The sequence below is a fragment of the Lentibacillus juripiscarius genome (assembly GCF_042685205.1).
GTDB lineage: Bacteria > Bacillota > Bacilli > Bacillales > Amphibacillaceae > Lentibacillus > Lentibacillus juripiscarius.
The window spans coordinates 1-14,585 of sequence record NZ_JBHUNA010000039.1 but is presented as its reverse complement, the minus strand read 5'-3'; the positions used below and the strand labels follow the sequence as shown (position 1 = coordinate 14,585).

At 47.0% G+C, this 14,585-nt stretch carries 10 protein-coding genes; 5 read left to right on the top strand and 5 right to left on the bottom strand.

Annotation, left to right across the window (positions count from 1 at the left end; translation table 11 throughout):
* Positions 1 to 53 precede the first annotated feature (53 nt).
* Positions 54 to 1,787 carry a phospho-sugar mutase gene (locus tag ACFSUO_RS14860; RefSeq protein ID WP_382395490.1) on the bottom strand — a complete coding sequence of 578 codons (1,734 nt, stop codon included), beginning with the start codon at positions 1,785 to 1,787 and terminating at the stop codon, positions 54 to 56.
* A 400-nt stretch (positions 1,788 to 2,187) separates the two neighbouring features.
* On the opposite strand from ACFSUO_RS14860, the gene ACFSUO_RS14855 reads away from it, so the two are divergent.
* Positions 2,188 to 3,270 carry an AI-2E family transporter gene (locus tag ACFSUO_RS14855; protein ID WP_382395488.1) on the top strand — a complete coding sequence of 361 codons (1,083 nt, stop codon included), beginning with the start codon at positions 2,188 to 2,190 and terminating at the stop codon, positions 3,268 to 3,270.
* Between the two features lie 58 nt (positions 3,271 to 3,328).
* A complete protein-coding gene (locus ACFSUO_RS14850) occupies positions 3,329 to 3,508 on the top strand; it encodes an SE1832 family protein (protein ID WP_382395486.1) in 180 nt (59 codons plus the stop codon).
* Positions 3,509 to 3,545: 37 nt separating this feature from the next.
* On the opposite strand, the gene ACFSUO_RS14845 is transcribed toward ACFSUO_RS14850, so the two are convergent.
* A complete protein-coding gene (locus ACFSUO_RS14845; protein WP_382395484.1) occupies positions 3,546 to 5,474 on the bottom strand; it encodes a cation:proton antiporter in 1,929 nt (642 codons plus the stop codon).
* Between the two features lie 405 nt (positions 5,475 to 5,879).
* Here ACFSUO_RS14845 and brnQ point away from each other — a divergent pair, with 405 nt between their 5' ends.
* Positions 5,880 to 7,187: a branched-chain amino acid transport system II carrier protein gene (gene brnQ, locus ACFSUO_RS14840; RefSeq protein ID WP_382395482.1), complete on the top strand. Its 1,308-nt coding sequence runs from the start codon at positions 5,880 to 5,882 to the stop codon at positions 7,185 to 7,187.
* Positions 7,188 to 7,635: 448 nt separating this feature from the next.
* On the top strand, positions 7,636 to 9,792 hold the full coding sequence (recQ, locus tag ACFSUO_RS14835) for a DNA helicase RecQ (protein ID WP_382395480.1): 2,157 nt from the start codon (positions 7,636 to 7,638) through the stop codon (positions 9,790 to 9,792).
* A 338-nt stretch (positions 9,793 to 10,130) separates the two neighbouring features.
* On the opposite strand, the gene ACFSUO_RS14830 is transcribed toward recQ, so the two are convergent.
* Positions 10,131 to 11,375 carry an aminopeptidase gene (locus tag ACFSUO_RS14830; RefSeq protein WP_382395478.1) on the bottom strand — a complete coding sequence of 415 codons (1,245 nt, stop codon included), beginning with the start codon at positions 11,373 to 11,375 and terminating at the stop codon, positions 10,131 to 10,133.
* 192 nt (positions 11,376 to 11,567) lie between these two features.
* On the opposite strand from ACFSUO_RS14830, the gene ACFSUO_RS14825 reads away from it, so the two are divergent.
* The gene (locus ACFSUO_RS14825) at positions 11,568 to 11,897 is read left to right on the top strand and encodes a winged helix-turn-helix transcriptional regulator (protein WP_382395476.1); all 330 of its coding nucleotides are present in this window, start codon (positions 11,568 to 11,570) and stop codon (positions 11,895 to 11,897) included.
* 99 nt (positions 11,898 to 11,996) lie between these two features.
* On the opposite strand, the gene ACFSUO_RS14820 is transcribed toward ACFSUO_RS14825, so the two are convergent.
* Together ACFSUO_RS14820 and ACFSUO_RS14815 are read right to left on the bottom strand one after the other, a co-directional pair.
* Positions 11,997 to 12,374: a hotdog domain-containing protein gene (locus tag ACFSUO_RS14820; protein ID WP_382395474.1), complete on the bottom strand. Its 378-nt coding sequence runs from the start codon at positions 12,372 to 12,374 to the stop codon at positions 11,997 to 11,999.
* 461 nt (positions 12,375 to 12,835) lie between these two features.
* Positions 12,836 to 14,260 carry an alanine/glycine:cation symporter family protein gene (locus tag ACFSUO_RS14815; RefSeq protein WP_382395528.1) on the bottom strand — a complete coding sequence of 475 codons (1,425 nt, stop codon included), beginning with the start codon at positions 14,258 to 14,260 and terminating at the stop codon, positions 12,836 to 12,838.
* Positions 14,261 to 14,585: the final 325 nt, after the last annotated feature.

Sequence of the window (14,585 nt, the reverse complement as noted above, 5' to 3'; positions counted from 1 at the left end):
CACTGTCAATTATTTTATCAGTACAAGCTGCTTTCACGTTCCGGGACAGCCGCTCATGACTGTGTCCGATGCAGAAAATGATCCATCGCTGTTTTCAGTTTCGTCAGCCGTTTTCTGCTATCTTCTTCACTATCGCCACGGACACTGACGTAACATTTCAGTTTCGGTTCCGTTCCCGATGGGCGCAGACAAATCCAGCAGTCATCCTTCAGCAAAAATTTCACTACATTTTCCTGCGGCAGGTCAATTTCCTCTGGCTGACTGCTGCCGGCTACCATGCGTTCGCTGGTCCAATAGTCCTCAACAGCGAGTACGTCCACTCCACCGATGTCAGTGAATGATTCCGTCCGGGCCGCCTGCATGATACGAGCGATTTTTTCGGATCCTTGTTTGCCGGTCAGCTTCAGGGAAATCATATCCTCCACATAATAGCCATACGTTTCATAAAGTGACTGAAGTGCATCGTAAAGTGTTTTGCCCTGTTTTTTCCAGTAATAAGCCATTTCACAGGCAAAAATGGCGGACTGAACCGCATCCTTATCGCGTACGACGTCACTTATCAAATATCCGTAGCTTTCCTCATAGCCGAAAATGAACGCTTCCCCAGTGGCATCAAACTGGCGGATCTTCTCCCCGATATATTTAAACCCGGTCAGTGTATCCATCGTCTGGACCCCATAGCTATCAGCAATTCGCCTGCCCAGTTCCGACGTGACAATTGTCTTGATCATCCGAGCGTTTGGCAGCAGTTTCGGATCTGTGTGCCGTAAAATATAATCAAGCATTAATGCACCAAGCTGATTCCCCGTAAGCACCGCATAATCGCCCGTGTCGTTCTTTACTGCAGCACCTAGTCTGTCTGCATCAGGGTCTGTTCCAATCAGAATGTCAGCGTTTGTCTGTTTACCAAGCTCCATCGCCATCGTAAACGCCTGATGCTCTTCGGGGTTAGGTGAATCCACCGTAGAAAACTCCGGATCCGGTACAGCCTGTTCCTCTACCACGTCCACTTGATGAAAATGTAGGTTATCCAACCCTCTCTGCACCAAGTCACAAGCGGTCCCGTGCAAAGGGGTAAACACAATCTGTAAGTCTTTTGTTTGTTCCTGCTCGTCCGCATCCAGCTTCGTTATGGATTCCAGCTGTTCCAAGTACGCATTGTCTACTTCCTGTCCGCCCCATGTGAGCAGCTCTTTTGCCTCTATCTCTTCCTGCTCCAGATACGGAACACTCAATTCATCCTCCGTCTTCTGAATCGCCTCGGTGATGGCCGCAGCCTCATCTGGTGTGACCTGACCGCCATCTTCATTATAAACTTTAAACCCATTATATTCTGGTGGGTTATGACTTGCTGTAATCATGACACCCGCGGCAGCCCCCAGGTAGCGGACGGCAAATGAAAGCAGCGGGGTCGGATGAAGTGTATTGAACACATATGCCTTCACACCGTGTGCCCCAAGTACTTTTGCTGTCTCAACTGCAAATTCCTTGGACATGTGCCGGGAATCATACGATACGGCTACACCACGGTCATTCACGTTGACACAGTGATTTTTTAGGTAGTGGGCAAGCCCGTTTACCGCTTTCCGGATGGTGTAAATATTCATTCGGTTCGTTCCGGGCCCGAGCACACCGCGCATGCCCCCGGTCCCGAAGGCCAGATCGCGATAAAACGCATCCTCCAGCGCCTCAGGCTGGTCATGCATTGCATCTAATTCCTGTTTCAGATGCGCATCCAGCCCTTCGTCATTTTTCCATTTTTCGTAAGCTGTCTCCCATTGACGCATAAAGCACTTCCCCCATCTGTAAATCGAATTCATTAGCCCAAATTCTATCATACTTTTGTCCCGTATTCTATTTAATCAAGTGGTCTTTTCGTTTAGATTGTTGATATATAGTCCGCAGCCCGTATACACTTCGCTTTCCGCGGGCGAGTGGCAAGCCTCCTCGGGCTATGCCCTGTGGGGTCTTGCCTATCTCGCACTTCCCGCAGGAGTCTACGTGTATACGGGCTACTCAGAGCATATAGCCAGTTTTTACGTTATTCAAAAGCAATAATCCCTTTTAGAAAACAGCCTATCAAGTTTACTGTCTACCGTTTTCGGTGAAAATAGATAACGAATGCTTTCCATTGTAAAACAGAACCGTTAAAATGGAACAAAAAGATACAGATGGGATGTGGTGGCGGTGCTGGAAAAACGTTCATTCCAAACACTGGTTTTGTTTATTCTTGTATTTCTATTAATCTTGCTTATTTCCAAAACGCGTTTTATATTTGACCCGATGTTTACTTACATGGGTGCAGTCGCATTCCCCATCATTGGTGCGGGCATTCTGTTTTATCTGACACGACCACTTGTGCACTTGCTGGAGAAATATAGGCTGAACCGGATTGTTTCCATATTTGTCACGTTTCTCCTGCTGATTCTGGCCCTGTTTTTGATTGCCACTTATATTGCTCCGGTCCTGGAGAAACAATTCACCAACCTTGTCGACAACATACCGCAGATGGTGTCAGGGGCGCAGGAGCTTATCGCTTACGTGCAGGATAATCAAAATCTGATCCCGGAAGAAGTAAACCGGACAATCGATAACTTCACATCCAACCTGCAGACCTATATTGAATCGGCGATGTCGTTCATATTCGGGTTTATCAGCGAATTTATCGGCTTTATTTTCGCGCTGGTGCTTATCCCGTTTTTCCTGTTTTTTATGCTGAAAGACGGGGAAAAGTTCGTTCCGTTCATCACCCAATTTTTTAAGCCAAAAAAAGCTGCCAGCATTCGTTCGCTTTTGCATAAAATTGATGATGCACTGACCTCATATATACAAGGACAGCTGATTGTCAGTGTCTGTATTGGACTGCTGCTGTACATCGGTTATTCCATCATCAACCTGGATTATGCGCTGACATTGGCTTTCTTCGGTATGATTATTTGCGTGATTCCGTTTCTCGGCCCTTACCTGGCTGTCATTCCGGCAATCATTGTCGGTTTACTTCAGGATCCGCTTATGGCAGTGTGGGTGGCGGTTGTCATGATCATTGCCCAGCAGATTGAAGGAAACCTCGTTTCACCGAATGTAATGGGACGGGCGCTCAAATTACACCCATTGACCGTTATTACGGTGATTCTGGCCGCCGGAAGCATTGGCGGTCTGCTTGGGATGCTGTTTGCTGTCCCGCTTTATGCCGTTGTCAAAACAATTATAAGCCACTTTTACCATACCTATCAGGACAACCAGCCGAATGAAGAGGATGCGCTGATCTAATGAGCAGCCCTTGTTTTACAGGGTGGTTTTGCGCTACACTACAGACAGGAGTGATAGCATGACAAAGAAGGAAATTGAAGCGGAAATGGCGGAACTGAAGGCGGACTACAGCCGGATTCAGGGGGATGTTGAAAAGGCCACATCATTCAGTGTGGATACATCGGCCGGTGAGAAGCGACTGATCGAAATCGAGGACCGCTTGAAAGAACTGAACCGCCAATTAGACGCCATAACATAAAAAATGCAGCCCACGGCAATCGTGGTGCTGCATTTTTTTAATCATTTAACGTTGCTGTTTCGTTTTCGGTTTTGTTTCCGCCGTTTCCGCCGTTTCCGCCGTTTCCGCCGTTTCCCCCGTTTCCGTTGTTGTTGCGCTGGTTTTCCAAGCGTTTGCGGATTTTCTTGATTTCTTTTACCGGCGGGGTCAGGCTAACGATTTTATCTCCTGCCTCCGGTGTGACCCGCATTTCCTCAGAATAAAACCTCATGCGGCCGGATGGTTTCATGATATACAGGAGAACGGTATGATCGTCTTTGTCGTTCAGGTATTGTTTATAGCTGTACTGACTTGTTATGGATGTTTGGCGAAATACGTAGTGCTTCGCTATCTTATTGTTCAAGTCTTCCAGTGACAGCTCTTTTTTGAAGAGAATCCGCCCGGCAACTTTATTAACGGTGTCGCCCATGCCGTTTAAGTCGCGGCGGTATGGACTGACTTTAAATACATTGGTCCTGCCAAATTCAGGCATGAACGTCGTGCAGACCAATGCATTATACGAGTTGTACTCACTCGCTGCAATCAGATATTCATACGGATTCGTATCCAGCTGATATTCCGTCTGTTCAGACAGCATCTCTCCGTGAAAGAATGGCACGCCTGCCGTACGGGCTTTACGCAGCCGCTCCCATGAGGAATCGACAATCATGACAGGAGCCTTCACTTTTTGCAGTGACTTGGCAAGATTCACGGAAAAGTTATTGCTTCCGACAATTAATGTGCCTGGTCTTCCTTCCAGTGACAGGTGCAGCTTTTTGGCCAGCCAGCCAATGGAAAAGCCATGAGCAACAACAGTAGTAAACACTAAAGCAAACGTGATGGTTGTAATCAGGGATGCATCTACATAGCCTGCATCAGATAGAATCGAAGCGAAGTAGCCGGAAACCGTCAGAGCGACAATGCCCCGGGGCGCAATCCAGCCCAGCAATGCCTTTTCGTTCAAAGACAAATTTGTGCCAATCGTTGACAGAAATATCGACAGAGGACGTACCGCAAACATCATGAGCAGCACATAGCCCATAATACTCGGATCGAGCACCTTCAGAAGGGTATCAACTTGCAGCGAAGCCGTTAGCATAATAAATATAGCCGATATCAGGAGTATCGAGACGTTTTCTTTAAAGTGGCGCATGTCGGCAATCGAACTGATGCCCATGTTCGCCAGCGTCATTCCCATTGCAGTAACCGCAAGCAATCCTGTTTCATGAACAATTTCATCAGCAAGGGTAAAACAGCCAATGACGACGGTAAATACAGCAGGTGATTTGAGGAATTCCGGAATATAACCGTACTCAAACATCCAGCCTATTCCCTTACCGCACGCCCAGCCGAGTATCGCTGCAAAGACAGATGCCGCTAAGAATGTGAACAATGCCGAGCCGTCCGGATTTGCTGCTGTCAGGTAGCTGATGATTTCAAACGCAAACACCGCCAGCAATGCACCGATCGGGTCAACAATGATTCCTTCCCATTTCAGGATTTTTGCCGGCCGCGGTTTCAGTTTTGACTGACGCAGGAGCGGCATGATCACGGTCGGCCCCGTTACAATAAACAAACCGCCAATGACGAAGGCGGCAGCCCAGTTCAAACCAGCTATATAATGGGCTGTGAGTGACCCGAGAATCCACGAAAGGAATGCTCCAACTGTAGAAATCCGAAAAACCGGGCGTCCAAGACCGCGGATTTCCTTAAAACTTAAGTTCAGACTGCCTTCAAAAAGAATGATTGCAACTGCAACAGAAATAATCGGATTATATAACTTTCCAAAATCTTCCTCTGGGTTCATCAGTCCCAATATCGGACCTGCAAGCAGTCCAATGATGGACATGACAACAATTGCCGGCAATCTGTATCGCCATGCCACCCATTGAGAGCCAATACCCAAGAGGCCGATGAGCATAACTTCAAACAAAACGGATGGAATCATATATTACCCCCTAACGTATCATATTTATAACAGACAATAACATAAGATTATTTTAAATGGGGAGCCGGTGATTGTAAACCAATTTAATGAAATCTCCCGCATGCAAAAATTCACAAAATCGTCATGAGGGCAAGGTGAATAGTGTGACTCCCTGCGAAAAACAGCCTGAAATCCGTGTCATAGAGCAATTAGAATTACTTTTATTTTCATTACCTAGCCTGCTACAGGTTCTGTACCAGTCATGCAGTCCAGGCAGTTTATGTCGAATCATGTTGACAGGAACTACTATTCTTGCTAAACTATTTTTGCTTTGTTGCGAATATTTTTGAGCTAATTTTTCTGATTTTTTTGTTTTTGTTGAAAATAAAGGCAGATACATTGTTAGAATGAAGGGATAGATACACAATGAAAAAAGACACCGTTATCATTGGGTTTATGCTTTTCGCATTATTTTTCGGAGCGGGTAACCTGATTTATCCGCCGACACTGGGGATTGAATCCGGTACATCCTACTGGGCGGCGATTGCTGGGTTTGTTATTACAGGCGTGGGGCTGCCAATTCTGGCCGTTACGGCGATTTCTTCGGTGAAAAATGACGCAAGAGAACTCGCCGATCGGGTTCACCCACTGTTCGGGGCCGTGTTTACGTCTGTCGTATACTTGGCTATTGGACCTTTTTTCGGTATACCGCGCGCAGCAACCGTTGCATTTGAAATGAGCCTTGAGCCGTTTACCAGTGCATCACCGTTTATATTATTTCTGTTTACGACGATTTTCTTCCTATTTGTATATATAGTCAGTATCAATCCGTCCAAAATGGTCGACCGGATTGGGCAGTTCCTGACACCGCTGCTGCTGCTGGCGATTGTCATCCTTTGCATCGGCGGGTTTTTCCTTTTGGACAGCAGTGTACAGCAGCCGGGAGAAAAATATGCACAATCGCCATTATTCACCGGCTTTGTTGAAGGGTATCTGACGATGGATGCGATTGCAGCACTGGCATTTGGCATTATTGTTGTCCAAGCTTTTAAAGATAGGGGTATTTCTTCCCGGAAACATCTTGTTCAATCCACACTGAAAGCCGGACTGATTGCTGGTGTCGGCCTCATATCGGTCTATGCATCAATGGGGTGGATTGGCACCAAAATGGCATCTGCAGGCAGTTTTGCCAATGGCGGGGATATCTTATCGGGAGCGGCTGATGTCATGTTTGGCAGTTTTGGAGCGATGCTGCTTGGTATTATCGTCGGACTGGCCTGTTTTACAACATCGACGGGTCTGGTTGTCGCAAGCGGGCAATTTTTCCATAAGCTGACAGGCTATCCGTACAAACGTATTGCCGCGATGGTGACCATTGCCAGTTATTTGATTGCCAACCAAGGGCTGAATACAATTATCAGTGTTTCTGTGCCTGTCTTGACGTTTATTTATCCGATTGCCATCGTTCTTATTTTAATGACATTCCTGGAGCGTCTTTTCGGCGGGTCGGCAAATGTTTACCGCGGAGCCATTCTTATGACGGGGTTTGTTTCGCTATATGATGGACTGATTGAATTCGGCGTCAGCATGCCAGCAGTCACGGCGATGATGGAGCACCTCCCATTCTTTTCATTTGGGCTCGGCTGGATAGTGCCGGCTCTTATCGGCGGGCTTGTCGGCTATTTAATAAAAAGCACCCGGCACCATCCTATACCGGATAAAGAGCTGCTTTAGGCAGCTCTTTTTTTATAAGGTCAACACCAAAATCTATGGTTGAAATGAATGAATGAATATGGTGGTAGAACTAGCTAGCGGAGGAAAAACACGGAGACTCCTCGAAAATAAAAACCAATTTTCTTCGTGCGATGCATCGCTGCCGAAGCCTTCCTTGTCCTGTGGGAATGCGCAGTGTGAAGACCCCGCAGAAAAAGCGATCTTCTTTTTCGAGGAGGCTGAGGACAAGCCCACGGAAAGCGTAGTGTTTTTCCGAAGCGACTGCTTACGTCAAAATGACATCTAATTTGTCAAACATAGATTTTGGTGAACAGCCTTTTTATAAGGTTGGCAGTTAATCCGCGGTTCGAAGCACGCACTATGTGACGAGGTAACTGGCGGGTTTTTTCTAATGGTTCCGGCCGGAAAAAATATGTTACTATAAGTAAGGGTAAAGGGGAATCAAATAATGATGGGACAAGCCGAAGCAATTTTGAATACATACTTTGGATACGAATCGTTCCGCTCAGGACAGCAGCAGACGATTGAACATATCATGCAAGAGAATAATACACTAGCTGTCATGCCGACCGGCGGGGGAAAATCACTGTGCTATCAGATTCCGGGCATGGCGCTCGATGGGACCGCGATCATTATTTCGCCGCTGATTTCACTTATGAAAGACCAGGTCGATGCCCTCCAGGCTCTAGGGATACCGGCAACCTACATAAATAGTACACTGACACCGGGCGAACAACAGGCGCGCCTTGCTGCGATTGAGGCCGGCGAATACCAGTTTGTCTATGCGGCACCGGAACGATTTGAGTCATCCGCATTTATTTCCGTTATGAAGCGGATTCCGATTTCGCTGGCTGCGTTTGACGAAGCGCATTGTATCTCCCAATGGGGGCATGATTTTCGGCCGAGCTACCGGTCGATCGTCACCAGCTTGAAACAGATACCGAATATTCCGGCCGTTATCGCCCTAACCGCCACTGCCACGGAAGAAGTAATTGCCGATATTCAGACGTTGCTGCAAATTCAGGATGACCATGTCGTGAAAACAGGTTTCGAGCGGAAGAACCTGTCTTTCCATGTAGTCAAAGGCAAACATAAACAAACCTACGTACGTTCTTTTATGAAAGAGCACCAGGATGAATCGGGCATTATTTACACGGCAACGCGAAAACAGGCCGATGCACTTCAGGAGCAGTTGGTGAAATGGGGCATTCCTGCTGCCAAGTATCATGCGGGACTGTCTGAGGAAGACCGGAAAGCAGCGCAATCGGCTTTTATTCATGATGAAAAAACCGTCATGATCGCCACAAACGCGTTTGGCATGGGAATTGACAAATCGAACGTACGGTTTATCATTCATTACGCCATGCCCATGACGATGGAAGCCTATTATCAAGAAGCAGGCAGAGCTGGCCGTGACGGAGAGCATAGTGACTGCATTCTGCTGTTTTCACCACAGGATGTTCAACTGCAGAAATTTTTGATTGAGCAATCACTGATGGACGATGACGCCAAACAAGGCGAATACCGGAAGCTGCAGGCAATGATTAATTATTGCCATACACACAGCTGCCTGACGTCTTATATATTGGATTACTTTGGGGACACATCTAACTATGAACCATGCGGCCGCTGCAGCAACTGCCAGCACCGCCGGGAACGCGTCGACATCACCGAAGAAGCGCAAATGATTCTCTCGTGTGTCAAACGAATGGGCGAGCGATTCGGTATCACCATGACGGCCAAAGTATTGAAAGGATCAAACGACAGCCGGCTGCGCAGTTTCCGTCTGCATACACTTTCTACCTATGGAATCCTATCCGCCTACACGGAAAAAGACCTGACAGAGCGGATCCATTTTCTCGTTGCCGAACAGCTTCTCGGAACTGCAGACGGCAAATACCCAACACTGCAGCTGAACCAGAATTCCGTAGATGTGCTGAAAGGAAAGCGAACCGTCTGGATGTACACCACACCAATTCCTGCTGCTGAAGAGACAGACTACCGGGAAGATTTATTCGCAGCCCTGCGCGACCATCGGAAAAAAATTGCCGACGAAGAAGGCGTACCTCCGTATGTGCTGTTTTCAGACGCAACGTTGAAAGAATTCAGCCGGTATTTTCCGGAAACAAAGGAAGATATGCTTGCCATTAAAGGTGTTGGCGAGAAAAAATTTGATCAGTACGGCGAACCGTTTCTTGCCGTTATTAAAGAATGGCGCAGCAGTAATCCGAACAGCCCCCGCCCTGTCAAAATAACAAGCGGAGGCGGGGGTGCGGTCACGAAAAAGGAAAAGGAAAAACAAGCCGATGACCGGCCGAGCCACATAATTAGCTATTCCATGTTCCAGTCGGGAAAACCGATAAAAGACATCGCTGTATTGCGCGGCATCTCCTCACAAACCGTTGAAAGCCATCTGTTTAAAGCATTTAAAGATGGACACCCAATTGCCTGGGAGATATTTTTTAATGCGGATGATGAAAAAGTCATATTGGAAGCCCGGGAGCAGCTGGAGGAAACGAAGCTAAAACCATTAAAGGAATCACTGCCGGATGAATTTAGTTATACGGTCATTAAGGCAGTTTTGGTGAAGAACGGACTGATGTGATTGATGGAGGCAGGACAATAGAGCGGATGGTAGAATTAATAAACTAACTGCAAAATATAGAAATAGGTGGCACGATTTTAGACTAAAATCATGCCACCTTTTTTTAGGTTGAGACGTGCTGCGGGTCGGCCGGGGGTCGCGCGACTTTATTGATTTTCGCGCGAGTTTTGGAGCCGTTCTGCTCGATTTGACGTTGCTCCCGCTCGATTTGACTGCACTCTCGCTCGTTTCGTCCGCGCTCCCGCTCGATTTGAGCGCGCTCTCGCTCGTTTCGTCTCATCACTCGCTCGATATCATCGCGCAACTGGGACAATGAACCTGTCCCCACGTCCCAGCCACTAGTCTCCTTTTACGTTTAGTGCCCATGTCCCATTACGGAACACGGCTTCTGTTGTGCCGTCTTCCAGAACGCCGTCGATGTCCAGCTTTTCTGACCCGATCATGAAGTCGACGTGCGTGAGGCTGTCATTGACGCCGTGTTTGTCGAGTGTGTCGGCATCCATACTGGAGCCGCCTTCCACGTTGGTCGGATATGCTTTGCCCAGAGCGATGTGGCAGGATGCATTTTCGTCATATAGGGTGTTGTAGAAAATGAGTCCTGACTGAGATACTGGTGATTCATGCGGGACAAGCGCCACTTCTCCAAGCCGGCGTGCACCTTCATCCGTATCGAGCAGGTGTTTTAATGTATCTTCTCCTTGTTCTGCTTTAAAATCAACCACTTTGCCGTCTTCAAATGTCAGGGTGAAGTTGTCGATCACGCTGCCGCCGTAATTCAGCGGTTTCGTGCTTGATACGGTACCATTAACACCATATTTGTGCGGCATGGAAAAGACCTCTTCCGTTGGCATGTTCGGATTAAAGCGAACGCCTTGCTCAGACACAGCGGAGCCGCCTTTCCAGAGGTGTCCTTCAGGCAATTCCAAGTCCAAATCTGTACCAGGTGCCTTGAATTGGAGTTTTTTGTATTTTTTGCGGTTCAGAATTTCGCGTGCTGTTTCCAATGTTTTATTGTGCTCTTCCCATGCGGCAACTGGATCATCCTTGTCGACACGGACAATTTTGACGATTGCGTCCCATAAGCTTTCGACTGCATCTCCTCTAGACTTGTCAGGGAAAATTTTCTGTGCCCAGTCACCGGTCGGTATGGAAATAATAGACCAGGTGATCCGGTCGTTCATCGTATATTGCCGGAAATTTTTCATCGCTTGTGCCGCGGCTTTATTCGCCATCGCTACCCTCGATGAATCGATGTCCTTCAACAGGTCCGGGTTCGTGGACCGGATTGACAGAACGGCCGCCCCATCTTCTGCGTAGGATTCGTTAAGCTTGACCTTCCACTCCGGAAACGAGCCAATCACTTCATCCGGTGCGTTTTCATATTTCAAAAGGGTCAACTCATCATCCGACCAATTAATATGTACGTCTTTCGCACCCATTTCGTATGCTTTTCTGGCAACGATTCGGGTGAAATCCGCCCCTTCAATCGGTGCGTTGATCATAAGTGCCTGATTTTCCTGCAGGTTGACTCCCGTTTGCAAGGCCAAATCAGCATACTTTTCCATTGTTTTTGTTGATACCATGTTCATTCCCTCCAAATCAGCATATTTAATTTAGCATCATTATTATTTCATATTTTAAAAAAATCACCAAATCATACAACATACAAACGGCCGCTTCAGCTGCAATTTACCTGTCGGGCATCCTGTGTTATGATGGAATCAAGTTACTTTTCGTAATCAGAGTGTTTTGGCAAACCGAGCGAGGTGATCTGCATGAATGAATTATGTCCGCGTTTTGAAAAGGCAATGGAGATTATTAGCAAACGCTGGGTCGGTCTCATCTTATTTGAATTGCTGAATGGTGCAAAACGCTTTTCGGAAATGGAAGCAGGCCTGCCAATCAGTGGACGTTTGCTTTCTGACCGACTGAAACTGCTGGAAAAAGAAGGCATTGTCGAACGTACCATCTATTCCGAATTTCCGGTTCGCATCGAGTATTCTTTAACAGAAAAAGGAAATGCACTGGAGCCGGTCATTCAGGAAATCCAAAAATGGGCCGATGACTGGATCACACCGCAGGAGATAGCGGAACGTAAAGCATAATAGATTGAATAACAAATGAATTTGCATAGGTCATAACAATATTAGCTTTTAAAAGGCTCAGTTTATCGCTGAGTCCTTTTGTAAACGAACACGAACCGTTTAAAGTATAACTCCTGAAAATTCCCCTGTTAACACTTCTTTTTGTTTCTGATTTATACAGGAAAAGGAGGCAGTGATTGCTGTTCTATTTTTTTCTTGTCTTTCGTATTCCTCAATTTTAGCTTCACATACTATCGTATCCCCCGTAAACACTGGCCGCAAAAACTCAAAATTCATCGTACGCGCCAGTACGTTATTGTCCCCGCCTATTTTTGTTGGTAATGTAGCCGTCAGCAAACCCTGAACGACAAGTCTCCCCTGTTCGTCTGGTGTTAAATGGTGCTCCCCCTCGTCACCTGAGATCTTTGTAAATAATTCAACATCCTTTAACGTAAACGTCCTTTCAAATGTTATGATATCGCCTACTTGTAATGCCATATACCCCCCCCCTGAAAGTTTGATACCTATGGCTAATAATAGTAGTAATTTTTAAAAAACACAATATTTAGCTCCCCCTCTCCGCTATCATTCTATCGCCACCCAATCCGTATTCGTTCTGTGAGGTTTTTATGTCAGCGGAAAACTCGGTCCCGGCACAACCTTGCTTACGAGTTCCGGCGGCGCAGGAGTGGATGGGGTGCCTTTTGGGACTTTAACCCATAATTGTGACAACTCCAGCAAAAAAATTGTGAACTTCAGCAGATTTTATGATAACTTTAGCGAAAACACTGTGAACTTCAGCGGATTCTGTGACAACTTCAGCGAAAACAGAGAATTACGTTCCTAGCCCCGTACTTCTCCAGGCTGAAATCGCAACGACAGTCGCCAACGCCTCACTAGCGCCTCCCGCCCACAAAAAACTGCCTGCCCCACGAAGAGAGCAGACAGTATATCCCAATTTATTCACCTTTGTTTGCCACCTGTTCGCGTCCCCAGTAATCCACACCGGTCGTATCATCCAGCGTGTCCCGATAGAATACCGGATCTTTTCCGGCCTTCCGCTGATCGCGATAATCACGTAACACACGGCGGGCTACACCAAATAATCTGGTGATGGCGTACAAGTTAATCAGTGCCATGATGCCCATTGTCAAATCGGCAAGCTGCCAGACGAGGTCGAAGGTTGCCACCGCACCGAAGACAACCATCAATAGCACGGCAATCCGATAAAGGAACCTGCCCAGTTTGGAATTTTTGATAAAGTCCATGTTGTTTTCACCATAGTAGTAGTTACCAAGGATGGAACTGTAGGCGAAAAAGAAAATGGCGATTGCAATGAAAATGGCTGCACCGGTTCCAATATGGAATTCGAATTCTTGCTGAGTCAGCTGGATTCCGTCCAGGTCACTATCCGCATAGCCGCCTGCCGAAACCAGGATAAAGCCGGTCGCACTGCACATTAGAATCGTATCAAAGAAGACACCGAGCGCCTGGATGAATCCCTGTTTGGCCGGGTGCGTCACTTCAGCAGTCGCCGCTGCGTTCGGCGCACTTCCCATACCAGCCTCGTTCGAGAACAGCCCACGCTTGATTCCCATCATAATGGCAGCACCAAATCCGCCGCCTGCTACTTCACGGATCCCGAATGCATTGCTGAAAATAAGCCCAATCATACTTGGAACTTCAGCAATATTCATAACGAGTATATAAACCGCTAGAATAATATACATCACAGACATAATTGGTACAATATACTGCGTAACGGTTGCAATACTTTTCAGTCCGCCAAAAATAACGATGGCGGTCAAGACAACTAACACAAGCGCCATGATATTCCGGCTGACATCAAATTCGCCGCTGAACGCAAGGCTAATTGTGTTTGACTGCACGGAGTTGAACACAAGCCCGTACGTGAATGTAATGGTAATGGCGAACACAATACCGAGCCAGCGCTGATTCAGACCTTTTTCCATGTAATAAGCCGGCCCGCCTCTGTATTGGTCCTTATCCGGTGTTTTATACACTTGGGCCAGCGTACTTTCCACAAATGCTGTGGCCGAACCGAGCATCGCAATCAGCCACATCCAAAAAATTGCCCCGGGGCCGCCGACAGCCACGGCTGAAGCGACACCGGCCAGGTTCCCCGTTCCGACCCGCGACGCCGCACTGATGGCAAACGCCTGGAACGACGATGTTCCTTTTTTTCCTTCTGCACTGACCATCCGTTTATCAAATATGAGGCGTATCATTTCTTTAAAATTACGGAACTGGACAAAGTCAGTGCGTATCGTGAACCATAAACCAAGTCCAATTAGCACAGCAATTAAAATGGTGCCCCACATCGCATCATTGGCAGCACCAACCACCTGCTCGACTGCATTCATCAGATCTTTCCCCATTTTATGTTCTCCCTTCTGTAAGGCAGCAGCCATTTTTATCTCCGTCATAGGAAAACTCGACATTTGCCTCGTTTTTTAGTAAATGCCGAAGTTTTTCTTATAAGGTCATCCATAATTTATACTGACGTTACAAAAAAACGGCTGGACACCCCCGGCTTTCAAGGGGCTGACAGTACACCGAAAGTAAATCATCTCCACAGCATTGGATGAATAGACTTCCAGTATCATTCTATCATAATGGAACCTAAATTGCAATAGTAAATGCAACACCCTTTGTGAAACCGCTATATAAGGTTTTCCTTGTAATTTG

What these genes read in the sequence shown, in the direction of transcription:
- ACFSUO_RS14860 (WP_382395490.1), bottom strand. Translation starts at nt 1,787, where the DNA reads ATGCGTCAATGGGAGACAGCTTACGAAAAATGGAAAAATGACGAAGGG.
- ACFSUO_RS14850 (WP_382395486.1), top strand. Translation starts at nt 3,329, where the DNA reads ATGACAAAGAAGGAAATTGAAGCGGAAATGGCGGAACTGAAGGCGGAC.
- ACFSUO_RS14845 (WP_382395484.1), bottom strand. Translation starts at nt 5,474, where the DNA reads ATGATTCCATCCGTTTTGTTTGAAGTTATGCTCATCGGCCTCTTGGGT.
- brnQ (WP_382395482.1), top strand. Translation starts at nt 5,880, where the DNA reads ATGAAAAAAGACACCGTTATCATTGGGTTTATGCTTTTCGCATTATTT.
- recQ (WP_382395480.1), top strand. Translation starts at nt 7,636, where the DNA reads ATGATGGGACAAGCCGAAGCAATTTTGAATACATACTTTGGATACGAA.
- ACFSUO_RS14830 (WP_382395478.1), bottom strand. Translation starts at nt 11,375, where the DNA reads ATGGTATCAACAAAAACAATGGAAAAGTATGCTGATTTGGCCTTGCAA.
- ACFSUO_RS14825 (WP_382395476.1), top strand. Translation starts at nt 11,568, where the DNA reads ATGAATGAATTATGTCCGCGTTTTGAAAAGGCAATGGAGATTATTAGC.
- ACFSUO_RS14820 (WP_382395474.1), bottom strand. Translation starts at nt 12,374, where the DNA reads ATGGCATTACAAGTAGGCGATATCATAACATTTGAAAGGACGTTTACG.
- ACFSUO_RS14815 (WP_382395528.1), bottom strand. Translation starts at nt 14,260, where the DNA reads ATGAATGCAGTCGAGCAGGTGGTTGGTGCTGCCAATGATGCGATGTGG.